21 protein-coding genes are annotated in these 21,502 nt (G+C 61.0%); 8 read left to right on the top strand and 13 right to left on the bottom strand.

Features of this window, described 5'->3' with window-relative positions:
* The first annotated feature begins 29 nt into the window (after positions 1-29).
* The 3 genes from IMX17_RS23090 to fabY are packed head-to-tail and all read left to right on the top strand — an operon-like array spanning position 30 to position 2,326.
* Positions 30-923: a virulence factor BrkB family protein gene (locus tag IMX17_RS23090; RefSeq protein ID WP_046897372.1), complete on the top strand. Its 894-nt coding sequence runs from the start codon at positions 30-32 to the stop codon at positions 921-923.
* Positions 920-1,357: a D-aminoacyl-tRNA deacylase gene (gene dtd, locus IMX17_RS23085; RefSeq protein ID WP_094142240.1), complete on the top strand. Its 438-nt coding sequence runs from the start codon at positions 920-922 to the stop codon at positions 1,355-1,357. The genes IMX17_RS23090 and dtd overlap by 4 nt, the downstream gene beginning before the upstream one ends.
* Before the next feature lie 21 nt (positions 1,358-1,378).
* Positions 1,379-2,326 (top strand): fatty acid biosynthesis protein FabY, encoded by a 948-nt coding sequence (gene fabY, locus IMX17_RS23080; protein ID WP_004931235.1) that lies wholly within the window; start codon positions 1,379-1,381, stop codon positions 2,324-2,326.
* Positions 2,327-2,363: 37 nt separating this feature from the next.
* Here fabY and IMX17_RS23075 read toward each other — a convergent pair whose 3' ends face one another.
* Positions 2,364-4,025: an AsmA family protein gene (locus tag IMX17_RS23075; protein WP_193550256.1), complete on the bottom strand. Its 1,662-nt coding sequence runs from the start codon at positions 4,023-4,025 to the stop codon at positions 2,364-2,366.
* 128 nt (positions 4,026-4,153) lie between these two features.
* The gene (locus IMX17_RS23070) at positions 4,154-5,554 is read right to left on the bottom strand and encodes an NCS2 family protein (RefSeq protein WP_033645176.1); all 1,401 of its coding nucleotides are present in this window, start codon (positions 5,552-5,554) and stop codon (positions 4,154-4,156) included.
* A gap of 240 nt (positions 5,555-5,794) precedes the next feature.
* Between IMX17_RS23070 and gltS the strand changes: the two genes are divergently transcribed.
* Positions 5,795-7,006: a sodium/glutamate symporter gene (gene gltS, locus IMX17_RS23065; RefSeq protein ID WP_033645177.1), complete on the top strand. Its 1,212-nt coding sequence runs from the start codon at positions 5,795-5,797 to the stop codon at positions 7,004-7,006.
* A 42-nt stretch (positions 7,007-7,048) separates the two neighbouring features.
* Here the strand turns inward: gltS and recG are convergent, their stop codons facing one another.
* The 6 genes from recG to IMX17_RS23035 all read right to left on the bottom strand — a co-directional run bounded on the left by recG (position 7,049) and on the right by IMX17_RS23035 (position 13,740).
* Positions 7,049-9,130 carry an ATP-dependent DNA helicase RecG gene (gene recG, locus IMX17_RS23060; protein WP_193550255.1) on the bottom strand — a complete coding sequence of 694 codons (2,082 nt, stop codon included), beginning with the start codon at positions 9,128-9,130 and terminating at the stop codon, positions 7,049-7,051.
* Positions 9,127-9,822, bottom strand: coding sequence for a tRNA (guanosine(18)-2'-O)-methyltransferase TrmH (gene trmH, locus IMX17_RS23055; RefSeq protein ID WP_004931227.1), 696 nt, complete (start codon positions 9,820-9,822; stop codon positions 9,127-9,129). The genes recG and trmH overlap by 4 nt, the downstream gene beginning before the upstream one ends.
* Before the next feature lie 5 nt (positions 9,823-9,827).
* Positions 9,828-11,939: a bifunctional GTP diphosphokinase/guanosine-3',5'-bis pyrophosphate 3'-pyrophosphohydrolase gene (gene spoT, locus IMX17_RS23050; protein ID WP_015379445.1), complete on the bottom strand. Its 2,112-nt coding sequence runs from the start codon at positions 11,937-11,939 to the stop codon at positions 9,828-9,830.
* Positions 11,940-11,957: 18 nt separating this feature from the next.
* Positions 11,958-12,233, bottom strand: coding sequence for a DNA-directed RNA polymerase subunit omega (gene rpoZ, locus IMX17_RS23045; protein ID WP_004931221.1), 276 nt, complete (start codon positions 12,231-12,233; stop codon positions 11,958-11,960).
* A 54-nt stretch (positions 12,234-12,287) separates the two neighbouring features.
* Complete coding sequence (gene gmk, locus IMX17_RS23040; protein WP_033636481.1) at positions 12,288-12,911, bottom strand: guanylate kinase; 624 nt, start codon at positions 12,909-12,911, stop codon at positions 12,288-12,290.
* A gap of 211 nt (positions 12,912-13,122) precedes the next feature.
* On the bottom strand, positions 13,123-13,740 hold the full coding sequence (locus tag IMX17_RS23035; RefSeq protein ID WP_025304704.1) for a trimeric intracellular cation channel family protein: 618 nt from the start codon (positions 13,738-13,740) through the stop codon (positions 13,123-13,125).
* 253 nt (positions 13,741-13,993) lie between these two features.
* Between IMX17_RS23035 and IMX17_RS23030 the strand changes: the two genes are divergently transcribed.
* Positions 13,994-14,428 carry a DUF3574 domain-containing protein gene (locus IMX17_RS23030; protein ID WP_099784820.1) on the top strand — a complete coding sequence of 145 codons (435 nt, stop codon included), beginning with the start codon at positions 13,994-13,996 and terminating at the stop codon, positions 14,426-14,428.
* 34 nt (positions 14,429-14,462) lie between these two features.
* Here the strand turns inward: IMX17_RS23030 and IMX17_RS23025 are convergent, their stop codons facing one another.
* Positions 14,463-15,647 (bottom strand): NupC/NupG family nucleoside CNT transporter, encoded by a 1,185-nt coding sequence (locus tag IMX17_RS23025; RefSeq protein ID WP_004931212.1) that lies wholly within the window; start codon positions 15,645-15,647, stop codon positions 14,463-14,465.
* A 375-nt stretch (positions 15,648-16,022) separates the two neighbouring features.
* On the opposite strand from IMX17_RS23025, the gene IMX17_RS23020 reads away from it, so the two are divergent.
* Positions 16,023-16,412, top strand: coding sequence for a hypothetical protein (locus IMX17_RS23020; protein WP_046897375.1), 390 nt, complete (start codon positions 16,023-16,025; stop codon positions 16,410-16,412).
* Between the two features lie 54 nt (positions 16,413-16,466).
* On the opposite strand, the gene IMX17_RS23015 is transcribed toward IMX17_RS23020, so the two are convergent.
* Positions 16,467-17,330: a YicC/YloC family endoribonuclease gene (locus IMX17_RS23015; protein ID WP_015379441.1), complete on the bottom strand. Its 864-nt coding sequence runs from the start codon at positions 17,328-17,330 to the stop codon at positions 16,467-16,469.
* 126 nt (positions 17,331-17,456) lie between these two features.
* Here IMX17_RS23015 and rph point away from each other — a divergent pair, with 126 nt between their 5' ends.
* Both rph and pyrE read left to right on the top strand, forming a co-directional pair.
* Positions 17,457-18,173 carry a ribonuclease PH gene (rph, locus tag IMX17_RS23010; RefSeq protein WP_025160305.1) on the top strand — a complete coding sequence of 239 codons (717 nt, stop codon included), beginning with the start codon at positions 17,457-17,459 and terminating at the stop codon, positions 18,171-18,173.
* Between the two features lie 96 nt (positions 18,174-18,269).
* Positions 18,270-18,911, top strand: coding sequence for an orotate phosphoribosyltransferase (pyrE, locus tag IMX17_RS23005; RefSeq protein ID WP_004931204.1), 642 nt, complete (start codon positions 18,270-18,272; stop codon positions 18,909-18,911).
* A gap of 31 nt (positions 18,912-18,942) precedes the next feature.
* On the opposite strand, the gene slmA is transcribed toward pyrE, so the two are convergent.
* From slmA to coaBC, 3 genes are all read right to left on the bottom strand, one after another.
* On the bottom strand, positions 18,943-19,539 hold the full coding sequence (slmA, locus tag IMX17_RS23000) for a nucleoid occlusion factor SlmA (RefSeq protein WP_025304700.1): 597 nt from the start codon (positions 19,537-19,539) through the stop codon (positions 18,943-18,945).
* Between the two features lie 251 nt (positions 19,540-19,790).
* On the bottom strand, positions 19,791-20,249 hold the full coding sequence (dut, locus tag IMX17_RS22995; RefSeq protein WP_182265760.1) for a dUTP diphosphatase: 459 nt from the start codon (positions 20,247-20,249) through the stop codon (positions 19,791-19,793).
* Complete coding sequence (gene coaBC / locus IMX17_RS22990; protein WP_182265770.1) at positions 20,227-21,444, bottom strand: bifunctional phosphopantothenoylcysteine decarboxylase/phosphopantothenate--cysteine ligase CoaBC; 1,218 nt, start codon at positions 21,442-21,444, stop codon at positions 20,227-20,229. Before coaBC ends, dut begins: the two co-directional genes overlap by 23 nt.
* Positions 21,445-21,502: the final 58 nt, after the last annotated feature.

Below are 21,502 nucleotides of genomic sequence, written 5' to 3'. Positions count from 1 at the left end.
GGCGTATCAACGGACATCAAGGAGTGACCATGTCGTTTTTCCGCCGCAAGAAGCTGCCTTCTGCGATTAAGCCCAGCGTCACCTTCGGACGGCTGCTGTACCAACGCATCGACCACGATGGCCTGACGATGTTGGCGGGCCATCTCGCCTACGTTTCCCTGCTGTCGCTGGTGCCGCTGGTCACCGTGGTGTTCGCCCTGTTCGCCGCTTTCCCGATGTTTTCCGACATCAGCGAACAGCTGAAGAGCTTTATATTTTCCAATTTCGTGCCGGCCGCCGGCAACGTGATCCAGAACTACCTGGAACAGTTCGTCGCCAATTCCAACAAGATGACCGCCGTCGGCACCTGCGGGCTGATCGTTACCGCGTTGCTGTTGATCTCCTCGGTGGACAGCGTGCTGAACACCATCTGGCGCAGCAAGAACAAACGGCCGATCGTCTTCTCCTTCGCCGTGTACTGGATGGTGCTGACGCTGGGACCGCTGCTGGTGGGCGCCAGCATGGCCATCAGTTCCTACCTGCTGTCGCTCAACTGGCTGGCGCAGACCGGCGTCAATGGCCTGGTGGATCAGGTGCTGCGCATCTTCCCGCTGATTTTGTCGTGCATCTCCTTCTGGCTGCTGTATTGCATCGTGCCGACGGTGCGTGTGCCGCCCAAAGACGCGCTGATTGGCGCGGTGGTGGCCGGATTGCTGTTCGAGCTGGGCAAGAAGGGATTCGCGCTGTACGTCACCATGTTCCCCTCCTATCAGCTGATTTACGGCGTGCTGGCGGTGATCCCGATTTTATTCCTGTGGGTCTACTGGAGCTGGTGTATCGTGTTACTCGGCGCGGAAATCACCGTGACCATCGGCGAATACCGCGACTACCGCCGGCAGAAGGCGGAGCAACAGGAACCAAAACCAGAAGGGCAGCAGGAATGATTGCGTTGATTCAACGGGTGTTAAACGCCAGCGTCACGGTGGGTGGCGAGACGGTAGGCAAGATTGGCCCCGGTTTGTTAGTGTTATTGGGCGTGGAGCAGGGCGATAACGAGCAAAAAGCGCAGCGCCTGTGCGAACGCGTGTTGGGATACCGCATTTTCGGCGACGAGAACGACAAGATGAACCTCAACGTCCAGCAGGCCGGGGGCAGCGTGCTGGTCGTCTCGCAGTTCACCCTGGCGGCGGACACCCAGAAGGGCATGCGGCCCAGCTTCTCGCGCGGCGCCGCGCCTTTGGTCGCCGATCGGTTGTATCAATATTTTGTTGGCCAGTGCCGCGAACGCGGCATAGAGACCCAGACCGGCGAGTTCGCCGCCGACATGCAGGTGGCGCTGGTCAACGATGGTCCGGTGACATTCTGGCTACAGGTTTAAGCATTCGGAGAACAGGCGTCTATGTATCACCTACGAGTACCCGTAACAGAGCAAGAACTGAAAGAGTATTACCAGTTTCGCTGGGAAATGCTGCGCAAGCCGCTGCACCAGCCGGTGGGTTCGGAAAAGGATGCCTATGACGCCATGGCTCATCACCAAATGGTGGTGGACGAGGCCGGTAAAATCGTCGCCATCGGGCGGCTGTACATCAATGCCGACAACGAGGCGGCGATCCGTTTTCTGGCGGTAGATCCGACGTTGCAGGATAAAGGGCTGGGGACGCTGGTGGCGATGACGCTGGAGTCCGTCGCGCGGCAGGAAGGCGTGAAGCGGGTAGTGTGCAGCGCCCGTGAAGACGCGGTGGATTTCTTCGCCAAACTGGGCTTCGTCAATCAGGGCGAGATCACCGCGCCGCAGACCACCCCGATCCGTCACTTCTTGATGATCAAACCGGTGGCGACGCTGGACGATATCCTGCATCGCCCCGACTGGTGCGGCCAATTGCAGCAGGCCTGGTATGAACACATCCCGCTGAGCGAAAAGATGGGCGTGCGCATCAGCCAATACACCGGCCAGCGCTTCGTCACCACCATGCCGGAGATCGGCAATCAGAATCCGCACCATACGCTGTTTGCCGGCAGCCTGTTCTCATTGGCGACGCTGACCGCCTGGGGGCTGATTTGGCTGCTGCTGCGCGAGCGCCATCTGGGCGGCACCATCATTCTGGCGGACGCGCACATTCGCTACAGCAAACCGATTACCGGCAGGCCGCGGGCGGTGGCGGATCTCGGCTCGCTGAGCGGCGATTTGGCGCGTCTGGCGCGCGGCCGCCGCGCGCGCGTACACGCCGAAGTGCATCTGTTCGGCGACGAGGACAAGGGCGCAGTGTTCGAAGGCACTTACATGGTGTTGCCGGCCGAGCCGGATGTGCCGCTGGATCAGGGCGGTTCCGAAGCGCTGGAAGAGTAAAACGGCGGCCCTGCCTGGCAGCGGGCCGCGCAGTGCACTACGGCAGTTGTTGGTTCACCGCTTGGCCGTCGCCGGCGGTGGCCTGCAGATTGCCTTTCAATGAGGCCTTGAACGGCCCGTCGCTGTTCAGCAGCCCTTTCAACTGCAGCTCAAGGTTGCCGTCACCCGTCAGCGGCACCGGCTGCCATCCCCATTGCTGCAAGGTGTTGATCGGTACTGAACGGCCGTGCAGCGTCAGCTGGAACGGCTTGCCCGGCAGCTGATCGACGGTCGCTTTGGCCTCAAGCAACCCATTGGGCATAAAGGCGCTGAGCTCGGTGACGGCGATCTGGTTGGCGTCGGCGTTCAGCGCCAGCGAAGGGCGCCGCACGTCGATTTTGTTGAAGGTGGCCTCGCTGCCGTTCAGGTTTAGCGAACCGGACCAAATGCCCCACTGGTGGTCGCGCGCCAGCAGCAGGTTGCTGCCGTAACCGTCCAGCGCGGTGATCTGGAACGGGAATGCCGGGTTGATATCGATAATCAGATTGCGGTTGGTGGTCAGCTTGGTGACGTACACCTCCGCCAGCCAGTCCGGCAGCGGTTTCAGCCACAGCTCGCGCCAGTCGATAGGCAGGGTGTACTCCAGCGCCGCCATGGCCACTTCATCCAGCTGCAGGCGTTTGCCGGCGCGCAGCCAGTTGCCGGAGGTGCGCAGCAGCCCGCCTTCCCAGCGGGTGGTGAACTGCTGAATGGCGATGCCGGCGGAGGAGAGTCGCAGGGTGGCTATCGGATCGATCAGGTGGAAACCGCCGTTGACCACATCGCTGGCGTTGAAGTTGAGCGAGCCGTCTTCACTGCGCCAGTCGCCTTTTTCGACGCTGACGTTTTGCAGCGACAGGTCGAGATCGTTAACCGCCCACGCCTTGCCTTCCAGGCGCGCATCGATCAGATCGAAACGCTTGAGGGTGACCGGCGGCAGCGCGGTGAAGCGCCGCATGAATTCCGCCAACGTCATCGGGGTCTGCATGCGCACGCCGCTCAGCCGCAGGCGATCCACCTGCCAGCTGCCGTCGGTGGCGCGGCTGGCCACGCCGGTCAGGTCGCCCTGCGCCAGATCGGCGCCGAAGTTGTTCAACAGCAGCTGGCCCTGTTTTTGCTCCCCCTGCACCAACACCTTCGAGGCGGGGATGCCGTTCAGCGTCATCGAACCGGCGCTGAACTGGAACTGGTTGTTGTCCCCCAGCAGATGGCCGGCCAGCGGGCGCCACGGCGTGATGCCGGCATTGACCTGCTGCGCGTTGAGCTGCCACTCGCTATCGTTGGACTGCAGCGCCATGTTGCTCAGCTGCAGCACGTCGGCCTGTACGGGCAGCGCAGCAGTCTGTGGCTGCACGTTCAGCGTGCCGTCGCGCAGCGTGACGCTGTGAAAATAGCGCGGTTCGGTGATTTGGCGCAGGCTGAGGCCGAGATCGACGCGTTTGGCGACCAGCGCCTGCGGTTGGCCGCTGCGCGCCAGCTGCACGTCTTCCAGACCGATCTGGCCCGGCTGATTCCACGAGTGGGTGATTTTTCCTATCGACAGGCGGTATTCGCTGTTGTCGCTGATCCAGGCGCTCAGACGGCCTGCCGCCCAGCGGGTTTGCCCCACCAGATACAGCACCACCGCCGCCAGCACGATCAGCAGCAGCAACGTCAGCAACAGCTTTCCGATAAATTTCATCGTCTACATCCGCATCGGTCAAAAAAGATACCCTGTTTATGCCGCAATTGGCCGGGTATCTCAAGGGCAATGGTCTGATAGACAATAAAAAACGGCCGCAAGCGGCCGTTTGAACGCCAATGGGCGGGTTACTTTTTCTCGTGTTCCTGCGGGAACACCAGGTTCAGCACGATGGCGGTAATGCCGCCGGCGGCGATACCGGAAGATAGCAGGGTTTTCAGCCAGTCCGGCGCGAACTGCAGGATCAGCGGCTGCTGGGAGACGCCCATGCCGACGGCCAGCGACAGCGCCATGATCATGATGGCGCGCCGGTTCAGGCGTTCGCGCGACACGATGCGCACGCCGGAGGCGGCGATGGTGCCGAACATCACGATGGTCGCGCCGCCCAGTACCGGCTCGGGGATGTGCTGCACGAAGCCGGCCACCGCCGGGAACAGCCCCAGCGCGATCAGCATCAGCGCCACCACGAAGCCGACATAGCGGCTGGCGACGCCGGTCAGCTGGATCACGCCGTTGTTCTGGCCGAAGCAGGAGTTGGGGAAGGTGTTGAACACCGCCGACAGCATCGAGTTCAGGCCGTTGGCCAGTACGCCCCCTTTCAGACGCTTCATATACAGCGGCCCGCTGACCGGCTGTTCGGAGACGTCAGAGGTGGCGGTGATGTCGCCGATGGTTTCCAGCGAGGTGACCATAAAGATCAGCATCAGCGGCAGCAACAGGTTCCAGTCGAAGCCCAGGCCGTAATAGAGCGGCGTTGGAATGGTAATCGCCGCCGTTGGCGCCGCCGGTGCGTCGGCGGGCAGCATGTCCATCGCCCAGGCCAGCAGGTAGCCGACCGCCATGGCGATCACCAGCGAGGCCACGCGCAGGTAAGGGTTGCGCTGGCGGTTCAGCAGGATGATGACCGCCAGCACCGCGCCGGCCAGCAGCAGGTTTTTCGGCGAGCCGAAGCTGTGGTCGTTCATCGCGGCGTAGCCGCCGCCGATCGAGGTCAGGCCGACCTGAATCAGCGACAGGCCGATGATCATCACCACGATGCCGGAAACCAGCGGGGTGATGATGCGGCGCGCCAGATGCAGCACGCGCGACAGCAAAATTTCGGTGCAGGAGGCGACCATCAGGGTACCGAACAGCGCGGCCATCATGGTCGGCACGTCGGCGCCGCCGTTTTTCAGCGCCAGGCCGCCCATGATCAATGGCGAAACGAAGTTGAAGCTGGTGCCCTGAATCGACAGCAGCCCGGAGCCCACCGGCCCCCAGGTTTTGATTTGCAGAATGGAAGCCAGACCGGAAGCGAACAGCGACATGCTGATGATGTGTTGGGTATCCTGCGCCGGCAGACCCAGCGCCTGGCAGATCAGCAGCGCCGGAGTGATCACCGCAACGAACATCGCCAACAGGTGCTGGCCGGCGGCAAACAGCGTTTGCGGCAGCGGCGGGCGGTCTTCGAGGCGATAAATCAGTTCGCTGGCGCGGGGTTCAGAGGCGGTTTGGCGTGCGGCATCAAGCTCGGAGGATGACATGCTCATGGTGTGGCGTTTCCAGATACGGCAAAGCAGGCATTTTAATGCGCCGCCCCGCAAAAGCAAACGGTTGCGCCTAAATATTATGTTGCCGACTTTCCCGCTTATGTCGCATTTTCATTCATTTTTTCTTGTCATCTCAGCGTTTTTTACTTCTAATCCTGCACTCATCAAGTTTAAAAACTACGTGGTTTTCTATAACTTATTATTTTTATTTGGATCTTTTCCCTTACATGGAGTACCTGGATGTTTCATCTTGATACTTATGGCACGTTAGTCGCGGCGACGCTGGTTTTGCTCCTTGGGGGCAAGTGCGTCAGAAGCATTCCTCTGCTGCGAAAATATACCATTCCCGCTCCCGTCGCCGGCGGTTTGCTGGTGGCCCTCCTGCTGTTAGTCCTGAAAAAATTCGCCAACTGGGAAATCAGCTTTGACATGTCGCTGAAGGACCCGCTGATGCTGGCCTTCTTCGCCACTATCGGCCTGAACGCCAACCTGGCGCGGTTGCGCGCCGGCGGCAAAGCGCTGATGGTATTCCTGTTCGTGGTGTTGGGGCTGCTGCTGGTGCAGAACGCCATCGGCATCGGCATGGCGAAAATGCTGGGGCTGGATCCGTTGATGGGCCTGATCGCCGGTTCGATCACCCTGTCGGGCGGCCACGGCACCGGGGCGGCCTGGAGCAAGCTGTTCATCGAGCGCTACGGCTTTGAAAACGCGACGGAAGTCGCCATGGCCTGCGCCACCTTCGGCCTGGTGCTGGGCGGCCTGATCGGCGGCCCGGTGGCGCGCTATCTGGTTAAACACTCCTCTACGCCGGAAGGCACGCCGGAAGACAGCGTGCAGCCGAGCGGCTTCGAGAAGCCGGAAAGCGGCCGCCTGATCACCTCGCTGGTGATGATTGAAACCATCGCCATGATCGCCATTTGTTTGAGCCTGGGGCAACTGATTGCCGGTCTGCTGAGCGGTACGGTGTTTGAACTGCCTAACTTCGTTTGCGTGCTGTTCGTCGGGGTGATCCTCAGCAACACGCTGGCCTTCACCGGTTTCTATACCGTGTTCGAGCGGGCGGTATCGGTGCTGGGCAACGTCAGCCTGTCGCTGTTCCTGGCGATGGCGTTGATGAGCCTGCGCCTGTGGGAGCTGGCTTCGCTGGCGCTGCCGATGCTGGCGATCCTGGCCGTACAGACGCTGGTGATGGCGCTGTACGCGATCTTTGTCACCTACCGGGTGATGGGCAAAAACTACGATGCGGCGGTGCTGGCCGCCGGCCACTGCGGCTTCGGCATGGGCGCCACGCCGACGGCGATCGCCAACATGCAAGCGATCACCGATCGCTTCGGCCCGTCGCACCTGGCATTTCTGGTGGTGCCGATGGTGGGGGCGTTCTTTATCGATATCGCCAACGCCATCGTCATCAAGCTGTATCTGCTGTTGCCGGTGTTCCCGGCGGTGGGGTGATATCGCAAGTTATCATGAGAAGGGCGCCTGCGGCGCCCTTTTTTATGCGTTGGAGTAGCGCGCCTTCTCCGGCAGCCAGCGTTCGATCAGCGCCTGGGCGTGTTCCGGGTAGTGCTGATGGAGATGGCGAGCGACGCGCTGCACTTCGGGGATCATCGCCTGGTCGCGCAACAGGTCCGCCACCTTGAATTCGGCGCTGCCGGTCTGGCGGGTGCCGAGCAGCTCGCCCGGGCCGCGGATCTCCAGATCGCGCTGGGCGATGACGAAGCCGTCATTGCTGTCGCGCAGCACCTGCAGGCGCGTTTGCGCGGTTTTGCTCAGCGGCGTTTTGTACAGCAGCACACAGTGTGAGGCCACCGCGCCGCGCCCTACGCGGCCGCGCAGCTGGTGCAGCTGCGCCAGGCCCAGCCGTTCCGGGTTTTCGATGATCATCAGGCTGGCGTTCGGCACATCGACGCCGACCTCGATCACCGTGGTGGCGACCAACAGCTGCAGCTCGCCCTGTTTAAACGCCTGCATCACCGCCTGCTTTTCCTGCGCTTTCATGCGGCCGTGCACCAGCGCCACCTTCAGCTCCGGCAGCGCGGCTTTCAATTCTTCCCAGGTGGCTTCCGCCGCCTGCGCTTCCAGCAGCTCGGACTCTTCGATCAGCGTACACACCCAGTAAGCCTGCCGTCCTTCTTCCAGACAGGCGCTTTTCACCCGTTGAATGATGTCGGCGCGGCGGGTATCGGGAATGGCGACGGTGGTCACCGGCGTGCGGCCCGGCGGCAGCTCGTCGATAACCGAGGTATCGAGATCGGCGTAGGCGGTCATCGCCAGCGTGCGCGGAATTGGTGTGGCGGTCATGATCAGCTGATGGGCGTGGAAGCCTTGCTCTTCGCCTTTCTCCCACAGCGCCAGCCGCTGATGTACCCCGAAGCGGTGCTGCTCATCAATAATCACCAGCGCCAGGCCGTTGAACTGAACCTGCTCCTGGAAGATGGCGTGGGTGCCGACCACCATCGATACCTGGCCGCTGGCGATGGCTTCCTGCTGCGCGATGCGCGCCTTACCTTTCTGTTTGCCCGCCAGCCAGCCGACCTCCAGCCCCAGCGGCTCGAACCACTGGCGGAAGTTGTTGGCATGCTGTTCGGCCAGCAGCTCGGTCGGCGCCATCAGCGCCACCTGTTTGCCGTGCGCGATGGCGCGCAGCGCCGCCAGCGCCGCCACCAGCGTTTTGCCGGAGCCGACGTCGCCCTGCACCAGCCGCATCATCGGGAAGTCTTTTTGCATATCGGCTTCGATGTCGGCCACCACGCGCGTTTGCGCGCCGGTCGGCGAGAACGGCAACTGGGCGAGAAAACGGTTTTTCAGCCGATCGTCCGGCAGCAGCGGCTGCGCCTGATAACTCTGCGCGCCGGCGCGCACCGCCAGCATGCTGAGGTTATGCGCCAGCAGCTCTTCAAGGATCAGGCGTTTTTGCGCCGGGTGTTTGCCCAGCTCCAGATCCGCCAGCTGGATGTCCGGCGGCGGGCGATGCAGGGTGTGCAGCGCCTGCGGCAGGCTCATCAGGCCGCCGCTCAGCTCCGGCGGCAACAGTTCGGCGATGGCGCAGGTATCCAGCAGCGCCAGCGCCTGGTCGGTCAGCTTGCGCAGCGTGGCCTGCCGCACCCCCTCGGTGGCGGGGTAGACCGGCGTCAGCGACTCCTGCAGCTCAACCTCGCTGGTTTCGCCCTGAATACGGTATTCCGGATGGATGATCTCCGCGCCGTGGTTGCCGCGTTTGATCTCGCCGTAGGCGGTCACGCGGCGGCCGGTGGCCAGGCTGTTCTTCATTGCGGCGTTGAAGTTGAAGAACCGCATGGTGAGGATGCCGGTGCCGTCGCTGATCTGGCAGGTCAGCATGCGGCGGCGGCCGAAGCTGATGTCGCTGCGCAGCACTTCCCCCTCTACCGTGGCGTAGATGCCCGGCAGCAGATCGTTGATCGGGTAGAGGCGGGTGCGGTCTTCGTAGCGCAGCGGCAGGTGCAGCAGCAGATCCTGAATGGTGTCGAGGCCAAGCTTGGCCAGTTTGCCCGCCTGGCTGGCGCCAACCCCGGAAAGCGTGGTGAGTGGGACAGCATCCAGCAGGCGGCCTTTCATTTGCGCACCGTCGCCTGCATGGCCGCCCACCATTCGGCGCTGGCGACCACCTGGCCCTGTTCGTCGATCTGCGGACGCGGCAGCCCCTTGCGCTTGGCCACGTTGGCCAGCACCGGATAGCCGCCTTCGAACAGCAGACGCTGCTGCTCTTCTTCGTCCAGCATGCTGTTGTCGCGGCGATACAGGCCGGCGTTTTGTCGCTGGCGCTGCGCCTCATACAGGATCAGCGCCGAAGCCACGGAGACGTTAAGCGATTGCACCATGCCGATCATCGGAATGACGATGTCTTGATCGGCGAGCGCCAGCGCTTCTTCGGTGATGCCGGTTTTTTCCTGGCCGAGCAGCACGCAGGTTGGCCGGGTGTAGTCCACCTCGCGGAAATCGACCGCGCGCGCAGACAGGTTGGTGGCCAGAATTTGCATGCCCTGCGCTTTCAGGTGGCCGACCGCGTCGCCGATGGTGCGATGGGTCTTGACGCTGACCCAGCTGTTGCTGCCGGCGGCGGAGGAAACCAGGGTGCGCATGCGGGTGGTGGGCCACACGGCGTGGACCTGATGCACGCCGACGGCGTCGGCGGTGCGGATAATAGCGGAGACGTTATGCGGCTTGTGCACTTGCTCCAGGCAGACCGTCAAATCCGGCTGCCGGGTCGCGAGCATTTCACAAATCCGCGCATAGCGTTCAGGACTCATAAGCGCTAGTTTCGGTTGCGGTTAACTTTGATCACATCCGGCATGATACGGATTTTACGCATAATGTTTGCCAAATGGATGCGATCGCGGGTGGTCAAGCGGATAAAGGCGCTATAAACCCGACCGTCTTTCTCTTCGGTGTTCAGGCTCTGAATATTGGACTCGGCCGCGTTGATCGCCGCCGTCAGGTTGGCCAGCGCGCCCTGGTGATTAAACATATCCACCTTGATCTCGGCGATGAACTCCTGCTCGGTCTCTTTATCCCACTCGACCGCCATGAACTTCTCAGGCTCTTTCTGATAGCCGCGAATATTGCGGCAGGATTCATGGTGGATCACCAGCCCTTTACCCGGGCTGACGTGAGCGATAATCGGGTCGCCCGGAATCGGACGGCAGCACTTGGCGAAGGTGATCAACACGCCGTCGGCGCCCTTGATGGCCAGGTTGCGCACGCCGGAGGTGGTGCCCAGGCTGGACTGATCGCCCTGCAGGTTCTTCGCCACCACGACGCTCATGGCGTTGCCGAGGCCGATTTCCGCCAGCAGATCGTCCAGCGTCGCCAGCTTCATGCGGTCCAGCTCGTGCTGAATGTTTTCCTGCGGAATTTCGGCCAGCTTGCGGCTGCCGCCCAACGCATGGTTGAGCAGACGGCGGCCGAGGCCGACGGAGTCGTCGCGCTTGAGGTTCTTCAACATCTGGCGAATCTTGGCGCGCGCTTTCGAGCTGACCACGAAGTTCAGCCAGGCGGCGTTGGGCCGTGCGCCCGGCGCGGTGATGATCTCGACGGTCTGGCCGCTGGTCAGCGACTGCGACAGCGGGTATGGCTGACGATCGACGCGTGCGCCGACGCAGGCATGGCCGATATCGGTATGCACCGCATAGGCGAAGTCGACCGGCGTGGCGCCGGCGGGCAGCTCGACAATGCGGCCTTCCGGGGTGAAAACGTAAATCTCATCCGGGAACAGATCGGATTTGACGCTCTCGATAAATTCAAACGAACTGCCGGCGCTTTGCTGCAGCTCCAGCAGGCTTTGCATCCAGCGCTGGGCGCGGATCTGTGCTGTGGTGCCGGTTTCGCCCTGTTCTCTTTCCTTGTAAGCCCAGTGCGCGGCTACCCCCATCTCAGCCATCTGGTCCATGTCTTCGGTGCGGATCTGCACTTCGACCGGCACGCCGTGCGGGCCGATCAGCGAGGTATGCAGCGATTGATAGCCGTTGGCCTTGGGAATGGCGATGTAATCTTTCACCCGCCCCGGGCGCGGTTTATACAGGCTGTGCACCTGACCGAGTACGCGGTAGCAGGTATCGACCTCTTTCACGATCACCCGGAACGCGTAGATATCCATGATGGAATGGAAACGCTGTTCTTTCAGGTGCATCTTGAGGTAGATGGAGTAGAGGTGTTTTTCCCTTCCGCTGACGCGGCAGGCGATGCCGGCCTCGGTCAGCCGCCCTTCGATCTCGGAGAGGATTTTTTGAATCATCTCTTTGCGGTTGCCGCGCGCGGCTTTCACCACTTCCTTGATCACGCGATAACGGTTTGGGTACAGCGCCTCGAAGCCCAGCTCTTCCAGCTCGGTTTTCAGGTGATGAATACCCAGACGGTGGGCGAGGGGGCTGTAGATTTCCAGGGTTTCACGCGCGATGCGCCGGCGTTTGTCGGGGCGCAGTGAACCGAGGGTGCGCATGTTGTGCGTACGGTCGGCCAGCTTGATCAGCACGACGCGGATATCCTGCACCATCGCCATGATCATCTTGCGGAAGTTTTCCGCCTGCGCTTCTTTCTTGTCCTGGAACTTCAGCTTGTCGAGCTTGGAGACGCCCTCAACCAGTTCGGCGACGCTCTTGCCGAACAGCTGTTCCATATCTTGATAGGTGGCTGGGGTGTCTTCGATGACGTCGTGCAGCAACGCCGCCATCAGCGTCTCGTGATCGAGACGCATTTCCGCCAGGATGCAGGCCACGGCGACCGGGTGAGTAATGTAGGGCTCACCGCTGGAGCGTGTCTGGCCCTCGTGCGCGTCGCGCGCGACGAGGTATGCCTGTTTGAGGCGCTTAATCTGCTCCTCGGGCAGGTAACGTTGAATCAGCAGATTCAGGCTTTCAAACAGGTACAAGGCGGACTCGCAGTCTAATTAACGACGACCTTCAGCAATCGCGGTAACCGCTTGAATCTCTGCGGCTTCCTGCTCTTGCTGTTCCTGGCGCTCACGCACGTCGAGGATCTGGCTGGTGATCAGGCCTTCTTCGATTTCGCGCAGGGCGATAACGGTGTACTTGTCGTTCTCTTCCGGAACCAGTGCATCTTTGCCGCCGGTCTGGATCTGACGCGCCCGACGAGCAGCGACCAACACCAGGTCAAAACGGTTACCAATTTTCTCTACAGCGTCTTGAACAGTTACGCGTGCCATATTTGTGCTACTCCACAGGTGACGAAAAGACTGGGCATGATACTGAAACTGCCTTCAGTCTGCCAATAGTTTGCTGATTAAAGCGTCATGCCGCAGCAACTGGCGGCCCAAACGCAGGCGTTCGGCGCGAATGATGGTCTTCAGATCGGACAGCGCCAGATCGAAATCATCGTTCACGATCAGGTAATCGTACTCCGCGTAATGCGTCATTTCCGCCACGGCCTGAGCCATGCGTTTGGCGATCACCTCTTCGGAATCCTGCCCGCGCCCACGCAGGCGGCGGCCCAGTTCTTCCTTCGACGGCGGCAGAATGAAAATGCTGCGCGCCTGCGGCATTTTGGCGCGGATTTGCTGCGCGCCCTGCCAGTCGATATCCAGAAACACATCCACGCCGGTCGACAAGACTTGTTCGATGGCGGCGCGCGAAGTGCCGTAATAGTTGCCGAACACTTCGGCGTGCTCAAGAAACGCGTCCTGCTCGATCATCCGGCGGAATTCGTCTTTCGAGACGAAGAAATAGTGCTCGCCGTGATTTTCACCCGGGCGACTGTCGCGCGTGGTGTGCGAAACCGAAACCTGCGTGTCGTACAGCGGTTGCGTCTTTAACAAAGCCTGAATCAGACTTGATTTACCTGCGCCACTGGGAGCAGAGACAATATAAAGCGTGCCTTGAGCCATGATGATGTTCGTTGATAACGGTTGATATGCCAAAAACAGCGGATGTGTATTTTCTCCGCACAGTATACACGGCTAACGCGCCGGGTGTAGCGTTAGCTCGCATTTTGCCCGCGGCTTTGCGTGGAAAAAGCGTCGAAAGGGCGAATTTGCGCGTCGAAGGGCGACATTTTTGCAGTTTTGGCCTCGGCGGCGGCGCGTTGCCGCCCCGAGATCAGTGATCCGGATGCTGATAGTTGAACACCGGCAGGCCGAGGCGGAAGCGCAGGGCGATAAGACGCGCGCTCAGGCCGGCGACCAAAGTGAGGATCACCACCAGATTGTGCGGCAGGCTGAGGTGCTGCAGGCCGATATACAGCCAGGCGGCGCTGAAGGAGATGCCGGCGTAGATCTCCTTCTGGAAAACCAGCGGGATGCGGTTGCAGAACATATCGCGCAGCACCCCGCCGAAGACGCCGGTGATCACCGCGGCGATGGCGGCGATAATGGCGCTGTGCCCCATATCCAGGGCCACCTGCGCGCCGATGATGGAGAAGACGATCAGGCCGACGGCGTCGAGCACCAGGAACAGGCGGCGCAGATGGCGCATCAGAGGAGCCACCCAGGTGGTGACGATCGCCGCTATCGCGACGATGACGATGTATTCCGGGTGTTTGACCCAGCCCAACGGAAAATGCCCGAGCAACATATCGCGCACCGACCCGCCGCCGATTGCGGTGACAGAGGCGATGATGATCACGCCGAACATGTCCATTTGGCGGCGGCCGGCCGCCAGCGCGCCGGTCATGGCTTCGGCGGTGATGCCGATGATATAAAGGATGCTCAGTAACATAAGGGGTTCACAGCGTAATTGCGTCAGAATGATGGCCGGCAGGGTAATCGCCGCCGAGGACGCGCGCCACTGAGTTTTTTTCACCGATGGCGTTTCGGATTAATATAGCTAATCCAAACTCCATTTTTATTGCCGATAACCAGCCTTTTTTAACATCTGGCTGTTAATGAAAGCATTAGAAATTTCGCGCTAATTTCCATCGCTGACTATGATTTTTGCAGCGAATCCTTCAACCGAAAAATCGAGACTGCTGATGAAAAACTCCCCAAGACTGGCCGCCGGCGCCATGGTGGCCGCCCTGCTGCTGAGCGGCTGCGTGGCGCCAGCCCACCAGGCTGTTTCCCCTGCCCCAGCTTGCCGCACCGGCGATCCGCTGGTGCAGACAACGCTCTACTTCGGCCTGAACCGGCCGGCGGGGCCGGCGATCACCGCCGCCGAGTGGCAAACCTTCGTCGATAGCCAGGTGACGCCGCGTTTTAAAGACGGGCTGACGGTGTTTGATGCCAAAGGGCAGTGGCTGGGCCACGACGGCAAGCTGGCGCGCGAGAACAGCAAGGCGCTGCTGTTGATCCATGCGCCGGGCAAAGAGAGCGAGGCGAATATCGAGGCGCTGCGCAGCGGCTACAAGCAGCAGTTTGCGCAGGATTCGGTGATGCGGGTGGATGCGCCGGTGTGCGTGGCGTTTTAAAGCGAACTCCCGGCCCTGCGGCCGGGAGTGGGGATTACAGCACCAGGCCGGCGATGGCCGCCGACAGCAGGCTCACCAGCGTCGAGCCGTAAACCAGCTTCAGGCCAAAACGGGAAACCACGTTGCCTTGCTGCTCGTTCAGCCCCTTGATGGCGCCGGCGACGATGCCGATGGAGGCGAAGTTGGCGAACGACACCAGGAACACCGACAGAATGCCCAGCCCGCGCGGCGACAGCTCCGCCGCGATCTTCTTCAGCTCAATCATCGCCACGAATTCGTTGGCCACCAGTTTGGTCGCCATGATGCTGCCCGCCTTCAGGGCCTCTTCCGCCGGGATGCCGATCAGCCAGGCCAGCGGATAGAACACGTAACCGAGGATTTGCTGGAAGCTGATGCCGAGCACCGCCGAGAACAGCGCGTTGACGGCGGAGATCAGAGCGATAAAGCCGATCAGCATCGCCGCGATGATCATCGCAATTTTGAAGCCGGCCAGAATGTACTCGCCCAACATTTCGAAGAAGCTCTGATCTTCGTGCAGTTTGTTCAGCTTCAGCTCCGGCTCGTCTTCGACCTGATACGGGTTGATGATCGACAGGATGATGAAGGTACTGAACATATTAAGGATCAACGCCGCCACCACGTACTGCGCGTCGATCATCGACATGTAGGCGCCGACGATGGAGAGCGATACCGTCGACATGGCGGTCGCGGCCATGGTGTACATGCGGCGCGGCGAGATGTCGCCGATGATGCCCTTGTAGGCGATGAAGTTCTCCGACTGCCCCAGCACCAGCGTGCTGACGGCGTTGAACGATTCCAGCTTGCCCATGCCGTTGACCTTGGACAGCAGGGTGCCTACCAGGCGGATGATCAGCGGCAGGATGCGGAAATGCTGCAAAATGCCGATCAGGGCGGAAATAAAGATGATAGGGCACAAAACGCCGAGGAAGATAAACGCCAGGCCATCCTTGCTCATGCCGCCGAACACGAACTCCGACCCTTGGGCGGCGTAGGCGAGCAGGGTGTCGAAGAAGCCGGCGACGTGTTTGATCACGCTGAGCCCGCTGGCGGAGTGCAGGAAGAAATAGGCCAGCGCGCCTTCGATCACCAACAGCTGGATGATATAGCGCAGGCGGATTTTCTTGCGATTATTGCTGACCAGCAGCGCCAGGGCGATGATCACCACCAGGGCCATAATAAATTGCAGAATTTGTGGCATAAACGGTCCGTACGGTTCACGGGCAGGAAAAAAACACATTTAGCCACAGCATCGCCATCCTTTCATTACCTTGCGTGATAATTAGAACAAAATACTTATGGCGTGCGGGATATCTTGCCGATTGTCATCCACACGCGCTGCTCGGCAGTTTTTCATAAGCCCCCGAAGTGCCTTAGTGAGCCATCTTCCATGATGCCTGCCGGCTCGCAGCCTGATGCAACCACCGTCCCGCACGTTCAGGCACCTGGAATCTGGCTCGCAATGGGCGATTTTTCATGGCGCAAAGCGTGGCTTTCTTGGCTGAGGAAGAGAAACATGTTTGGACAAGGCGCCGGTCGCGATCGGCGCGCATTTTATCGAACAAGGAGGCGAACGATGAATACCGGCACGTTGCTCAGGGCGCTGGCCAACGGCGTTAATCCCGACACCGGCGAGCTGTTGAGACCGGCTTCAGCGGCCTGCGCGCCGGAGGCTATCCGCCTGCTGTTCGCGTTGGCCGACGAGTTTGACGGTGAATCCGAACTGCAGAAAAAAGCCAGGCTGACGCCGGAAGAAAAGCGGCAGAAGAATCTGGCCGAGGGCCGGCCGGCCAATGCCTACTTCCCCTGGCCGGAAGAAGAAAAACTGCGGCTGCGCGAGAGCCATGCGGCCGGGGCGACGCTGGAGGCGCTGAGCGATGAGTTCGAGCGCTCAACCTGGAGCATTGCGGTGCAACTGCAGAAAATGGGGTTGATGGGGGAAGAGCAAGCGGCCGCCTATCGCTGATCTGCAGCCGTAAAAAAGCCCGCGTGGCGCGGGCTTGATGGCGTGTGGAGCGGATCACTCGATGTTCTGGATCTGCTCGCGCATTTGCTCGATCAACACCTTCAGCTCGATGGCGGAGGCGGTGACGTCAGCATTGATCGACTTGGAGGCCAGGGTGTTCGATTCGCGGTTGAACTCCTGCATCATAAAGTCGAGGCGGCGGCCGACGGCTTCTTTCTTCTTCAGGATGTTGTGCGTCTCTTTCACGTGCGCTTCCAGACGGTCCAGCTCTTCGGCGACGTCGATGCGCTGCGCCATCAGCACCAGCTCTTGCTCCAGGCGAGTGTTTTCCAGCTGCACCTGCGCCTCTTCCAGCTTGCTGACCAGGCGCTCGCGCTGCCATTGCAGGATGTTCGGCATCTGGGCGCGCACTTTGACCACTTCGGCGCTGACGCCGTCGAGGCGCTGTTCGATCAGCGTTTTCAGCGCGGCGCCTTCGCTTTCGCGTGCGACGATAAAGTCATCCAGCGCGCCGTCCAGCGCCTGCATCAGCTCGGCGCTGATGGCGTCCAGATCCTGCTCCTGCGCGGACATCACGCCCGGCCAGCGCAGCACGTCGATCGGGTTGATTTCTCCTTCGTCGCTCTGCATTTTCACCCAGTTGGCGGCTTCAACCAGCTGTTTGGCCAGCTTTTCGTTCAGGATCAGCGAGCTTTGCGCGCTCGGATCCAGTTCGAAACGCAGGTTGCACTCGACTTTGCCGCGGGTTAGGCGGCCACGGATACGTTCACGGATCACCGGCTCCAGGCTGCGGAATTGCTCCGGCAGGCGGATGTAGGTTTCTAAGTAGCGCTGGTTAACGGAACGCAGCTCCCAGGCTGCGCTGCCCCATTCACCCTTGATTTCACGCCGGGCGTAGGCGGTCATGCTGCGGATCATTGATGCGTACCCGTAATAGGAAAAGATGGGGCGATTATAGCGTCGCGGCTGCGGGCAGGATAGGCATTACGTCACGAAGCCCGTATAATGCGCAGCCAATAGTTGATTTGAAGCCGGAGAGAGCCCATGCGTCCTGCAGGCAGAGCACCACAGCAAGTTCGCCCCCTGACACTGACCCGTCACTATACCAAACACGCTGAAGGTTCAGTGCTGGTTGAGTTTGGCGATACCAAAGTCTTGTGCACCGCCACGGTAGAAGAGGGCGTTCCGCGCTTCCTGAAAGGCCAGGGGCAAGGTTGGATCACCGCCGAGTACGGTATGCTGCCGCGCTCCACCCACAGCCGCAATGCCCGTGAAGCCGCCAAAGGCAAGCAGGGTGGCCGCACGCTGGAGATCCAGCGCCTGATCGCGCGCTCGCTGCGCGCCGCGGTGGATCTGAAAAAGCTCGGTGAATTCACCATCACCCTCGACTGCGACGTACTGCAGGCCGACGGCGGTACCCGCACCGCCTCCATCTCCGGCGCCTGCGTGGCGCTGGCCGATGCGTTGAACACGCTGGTGGCCAACGGCAAGCTGAAAGCCAACCCGATGAAGGGCATGGTGGCGGCGGTTTCCGTCGGCATCGTCAATGGCGAAGCGCTGTGCGATCTGGAGTATGTGGAAGATTCCGCGGCGGAAACCGACATGAACGTGGTGATGATGGAAGACGGCCGCATGATCGAAGTGCAGGGCACCGCTGAAGGCGAGCCGTTCAGCCACGATGAGCTGTTGGCGCTATTGGCGCTGGCCCGAGGGGGCATCGAAACCATCTTCCAGGCGCAGAAAGCGGCGCTGGCGGACTAATTTTTCAAGGCGACTGAGAAGTCGCCTTTTTTATGCCCGCCGATCGGGCGGCAGTAATGATAAGACCCAAGCAGATTCAGACGAGGAGAAGCAGTAATGAAAGCCTATCAGCGCCAGTTTATCGAGTTCGCGCTTAACAAGCAGGTATTGAAATTCGGCGAGTTCACCCTGAAATCCGGCCGCACCAGCCCGTATTTCTTCAACGCCGGCCTGTTTAATACCGGGCGCGATCTTGCGCTGTTGGGGCGCTTCTACGCCGAAGCCCTGATGGATTCCGGCATCGATTTTGATCTGCTGTTTGGCCCGGCCTATAAAGGCATTCCTATCGCCACCACCACGGCGGTGGCGCTGGCGGAACACCATGAGCGCGACGTGCCTTACTGCTTTAACCGCAAGGAAGCCAAAACCCACGGCGAGGGCGGTTCGCTGGTGGGCAGCCCGCTGCAGGGCCGCGTGATGCTGGTGGACGATGTGATCACCGCCGGCACCGCGATCCGTGAGTCGATGGAAATCATCGGCGCCAGCGGCGCTTCGTTGGCGGGCGTGCTGATCTCCCTCGACCGCCAGGAACGCGGCCGCGCGGACATCTCCGCCATTCAGGAAGTGGAACGCGACTACCACTGCAAGGTGATTTCGATCGTGACGCTGAAGGACCTGATCGCTTATCTGGAAGAGAAACCGGAAATGGCGGACCACCTGGCGGCGGTGCGCGCTTACCGCGAGCAGTACGGGGTATAAATAACAACGCCGGGCATGCCCGGCGTTTTCGTTATTGCAGCTGTGCCGCCAACAGCGGCCAGCGGGCGTCGAATTCCTGCGTTGGGCGATAGCGGAATTCCGAACGCACATAGCGCGACAACATGCCTTCGCAGAAGGCCAGCAACTGGCTGGCCAACAGCGTTTCATCGACGATGAAGCCTTTGCCTTCGCGCAATTTGCGCTCTTTCAGCACCTGACGCAGCTGCGCCTCGATGCGTTCGAACAGCTGGTTGATGCGACCCTGCAGGCGATCCTGTTCAAACATCAGCGCGTGGCCGGTCATGATGCGCGTCAGCCCCGGGTTGCGTTCCGCAAAGCCCAGAATCAGCAGTAAAATCAGGCGCAGACGATTAAACGTCTCTTTCTCGTCCTGCAAGATCAGGTTGATGCGAGTGATCAGGCTGTCTTCGATAAACTCGATCAGACTGTCGAACATCCGTGTCTTGCTGGGGAAATGCCGGTACAGCGCAGCTTCAGAAACACCCACGTTCGCGGCGAGCTTGGCGGTGGTAATGCGCTGGCTGCCGTCGCTGGATTCCAGCATCTGGGCTAACGCCTGCAATATTTCCTCGCGCCGATTCCTTTTCGTATTTTCTTTTTCTGCCATGTCTGATTAGACCCTTGCTAAAACTTAACTGACGGAAACCCGGGCACCGGCCGCTGCAGAGCAGGCTCTGTGCGGCTTATGTGATAGCTTTTTTACGATGCTGGGGTCAGCGGCCTTAACGGCCTTTTTCCGCGCTGCCTGGTGTGCGCTGCAATTGTCGCGGTAAAACCTTGCCGCAGAGACATCCTTCTCCCCGGAAAGGCAAGGTTCAGGCGACGTTTCCCTGCCGGCCATCGTGCATTGGGTGGCGCTTAGTGGCGCCCCGAGTGGCCGAAGCCGCCTTCGCCGCGCTCGCTGCTGTCGAACTCTTCCACCAGGTTGAACTCGGCCTGTACCACCGGCACGAAGACCATCTGCGCGATGCGTTCGCCCGGTTCGATAGTGAATGACTTCTGGCCGCGGTTCCAGACGGACACCATCAGCTGGCCCTGATAATCGGAGTCGATCAGGCCGACCAGATTGCCCAGCACGACGCCGTGCTTATGGCCCAGGCCTGAGCGCGGCAGGATCACCGCCGCCAGGCCGGCGTCGGCGACATGGATCGCGAGACCGGTAGGCAGCAGCGTGGTTTCACCCGGCGCCAGCTCCACCGCGCTGTCCAGGCAGGCGCGCAGGTCGAGACCGGCGGAGCCCGGCGTGGCGTAGGTCGGTAGCGGGAAATCCTGACCGATGCGCGGGTCGAGGATCTTAACGTCGATTTTTTTCATCATAACGGCTGACTATCTCGTCTATTAAACGTTGGCCAAGGAGTGCCTTGTCGCTCAGCGCCAGGCGTTTCTCTCCATCCTGCCAAAAAAGGTGCAGGGCATTGGTGTCGCTGTTGAACCCGTGCTCTGCAAGCGATACATCGTTAGCGCAAATCAAATCCAGCTTCTTACGCGCCAGTTTTTGCCGCGCGTATTCTTCCACATTCTGGGTTTCGGCGGCAAACCCCACGACAAACGGTCGATTTTTGGTCATCGCCGCCACGCCGGCGACGATATCGGGGTTTTTTACCATCTTGAGGACGATTTCATCACCCTGTTTTTTTATTTTTTCATCGGCGATCCGCTCGGGACGGTAGTCGGCTACGGCGGCGCAGGAGATGAAAATCTGCTGCTGCGCGGCGCGCTGTTGCACCGCCTGTTCCATCTCCAGCGCGCTGGTGACGTCTACGCGTGTGACCTTCGGCGGCGTCGGCAGGCTCACCGGCCCGGCGATCAGCGTCACCTGCGCGCCGCGGGCGGCGGCGGCGCGGGCAATGGCGAAGCCCATTTTGCCGGAGCTGTGATTGCTGATGAAGCGTACCGGATCCAGCGCTTCGCGCGTCGGGCCGGCGGTGATCATAACCTGCAAATGTTGCAGATCCTGCGGGGCGGAGAAATGACCGTTCGCCAGCTCGACGATGTCCAGCGGATCCAGCATGCGGCCCGGGCCGACGTCGCCGCAGGCCTGGCTGCCGTTGTCCGGCCCCCAGAGCAGCATGCCGCGCGTCTGCAGCGTTTGCAGGTTGGCCTGCGTGGCGGCGGCGCGATACATCTGCTGGTTCATGGCGGGGGCGGCGGCGATAGGGGCGTCGGTCGCCAGGCAGACGGTAGTCAGCAGATCGTTGGCCATGCCGGCGGCGACGCGCGCCAGCAGATCGGCGGTCGCCGGCGCCAGAATCACCAGATCCGCCCATTTGCCGAGTTCGATGTGTCCCATGGCGGCTTCGGCGGCGGGATCCAACAGATCGTCGGACACCGGGTGGCCGGAAACGGCCTGCAGCGTCAGCGGCGTAATGAACGCCTTGGCGGCGTGGGTCATCACCACGCGCACTTCCGCGCCCCTGTCGCGCAGGCGGCGCACCAGCTCTGGGCATTTGTAGGCGGCGATGCCGCCGCTGATGCCAAGCACAATATGCTTGCCGGAAAGTCCCGTCATCATCATTGTCCGATTGAAAGCCGAAAGATGCGCCATTTTAGCATATCCGCCGTTCAGGTGA

This window comes from Serratia sp. X3, from assembly GCF_014982455.1.
In the GTDB taxonomy this organism is placed as follows: Bacteria; Pseudomonadota; Gammaproteobacteria; order Enterobacterales; family Enterobacteriaceae; genus Serratia; species Serratia ureilytica.
This window is presented reverse-complemented; position numbering and strand designations above follow the sequence as displayed.

What these genes read in the sequence shown, in the direction of transcription:
- recG (WP_193550255.1), bottom strand. Translation starts at nt 9,130, where the DNA reads ATGAAAGGCCGCCTGCTGGATGCTGTCCCACTCACCACGCTTTCCGGG.
- coaBC (WP_182265770.1), bottom strand. Translation starts at nt 21,444, where the DNA reads ATGATGACGGGACTTTCCGGCAAGCATATTGTGCTTGGCATCAGCGGC.
- IMX17_RS23025 (WP_004931212.1), bottom strand. Translation starts at nt 15,647, where the DNA reads ATGCCACAAATTCTGCAATTTATTATGGCCCTGGTGGTGATCATCGCC.
- gmk (WP_033636481.1), bottom strand. Translation starts at nt 12,911, where the DNA reads ATGGCTCAAGGCACGCTTTATATTGTCTCTGCTCCCAGTGGCGCAGGT.
- dtd (WP_094142240.1), top strand. Translation starts at nt 920, where the DNA reads ATGATTGCGTTGATTCAACGGGTGTTAAACGCCAGCGTCACGGTGGGT.
- pyrE (WP_004931204.1), top strand. Translation starts at nt 18,270, where the DNA reads ATGAAAGCCTATCAGCGCCAGTTTATCGAGTTCGCGCTTAACAAGCAG.
- slmA (WP_025304700.1), bottom strand. Translation starts at nt 19,539, where the DNA reads ATGGCAGAAAAAGAAAATACGAAAAGGAATCGGCGCGAGGAAATATTG.
- IMX17_RS23030 (WP_099784820.1), top strand. Translation starts at nt 13,994, where the DNA reads ATGAAAAACTCCCCAAGACTGGCCGCCGGCGCCATGGTGGCCGCCCTG.
- IMX17_RS23020 (WP_046897375.1), top strand. Translation starts at nt 16,023, where the DNA reads ATGAATACCGGCACGTTGCTCAGGGCGCTGGCCAACGGCGTTAATCCC.
- rph (WP_025160305.1), top strand. Translation starts at nt 17,457, where the DNA reads ATGCGTCCTGCAGGCAGAGCACCACAGCAAGTTCGCCCCCTGACACTG.
- IMX17_RS23070 (WP_033645176.1), bottom strand. Translation starts at nt 5,554, where the DNA reads ATGAGCATGTCATCCTCCGAGCTTGATGCCGCACGCCAAACCGCCTCT.
- IMX17_RS23035 (WP_025304704.1), bottom strand. Translation starts at nt 13,740, where the DNA reads ATGTTACTGAGCATCCTTTATATCATCGGCATCACCGCCGAAGCCATG.
- IMX17_RS23075 (WP_193550256.1), bottom strand. Translation starts at nt 4,025, where the DNA reads ATGAAATTTATCGGAAAGCTGTTGCTGACGTTGCTGCTGCTGATCGTG.
- fabY (WP_004931235.1), top strand. Translation starts at nt 1,379, where the DNA reads ATGTATCACCTACGAGTACCCGTAACAGAGCAAGAACTGAAAGAGTAT.
- gltS (WP_033645177.1), top strand. Translation starts at nt 5,795, where the DNA reads ATGTTTCATCTTGATACTTATGGCACGTTAGTCGCGGCGACGCTGGTT.
- rpoZ (WP_004931221.1), bottom strand. Translation starts at nt 12,233, where the DNA reads ATGGCACGCGTAACTGTTCAAGACGCTGTAGAGAAAATTGGTAACCGT.
- IMX17_RS23015 (WP_015379441.1), bottom strand. Translation starts at nt 17,330, where the DNA reads ATGATCCGCAGCATGACCGCCTACGCCCGGCGTGAAATCAAGGGTGAA.
- trmH (WP_004931227.1), bottom strand. Translation starts at nt 9,822, where the DNA reads ATGAGTCCTGAACGCTATGCGCGGATTTGTGAAATGCTCGCGACCCGG.
- IMX17_RS23090 (WP_046897372.1), top strand. Translation starts at nt 30, where the DNA reads ATGTCGTTTTTCCGCCGCAAGAAGCTGCCTTCTGCGATTAAGCCCAGC.
- dut (WP_182265760.1), bottom strand. Translation starts at nt 20,249, where the DNA reads ATGATGAAAAAAATCGACGTTAAGATCCTCGACCCGCGCATCGGTCAG.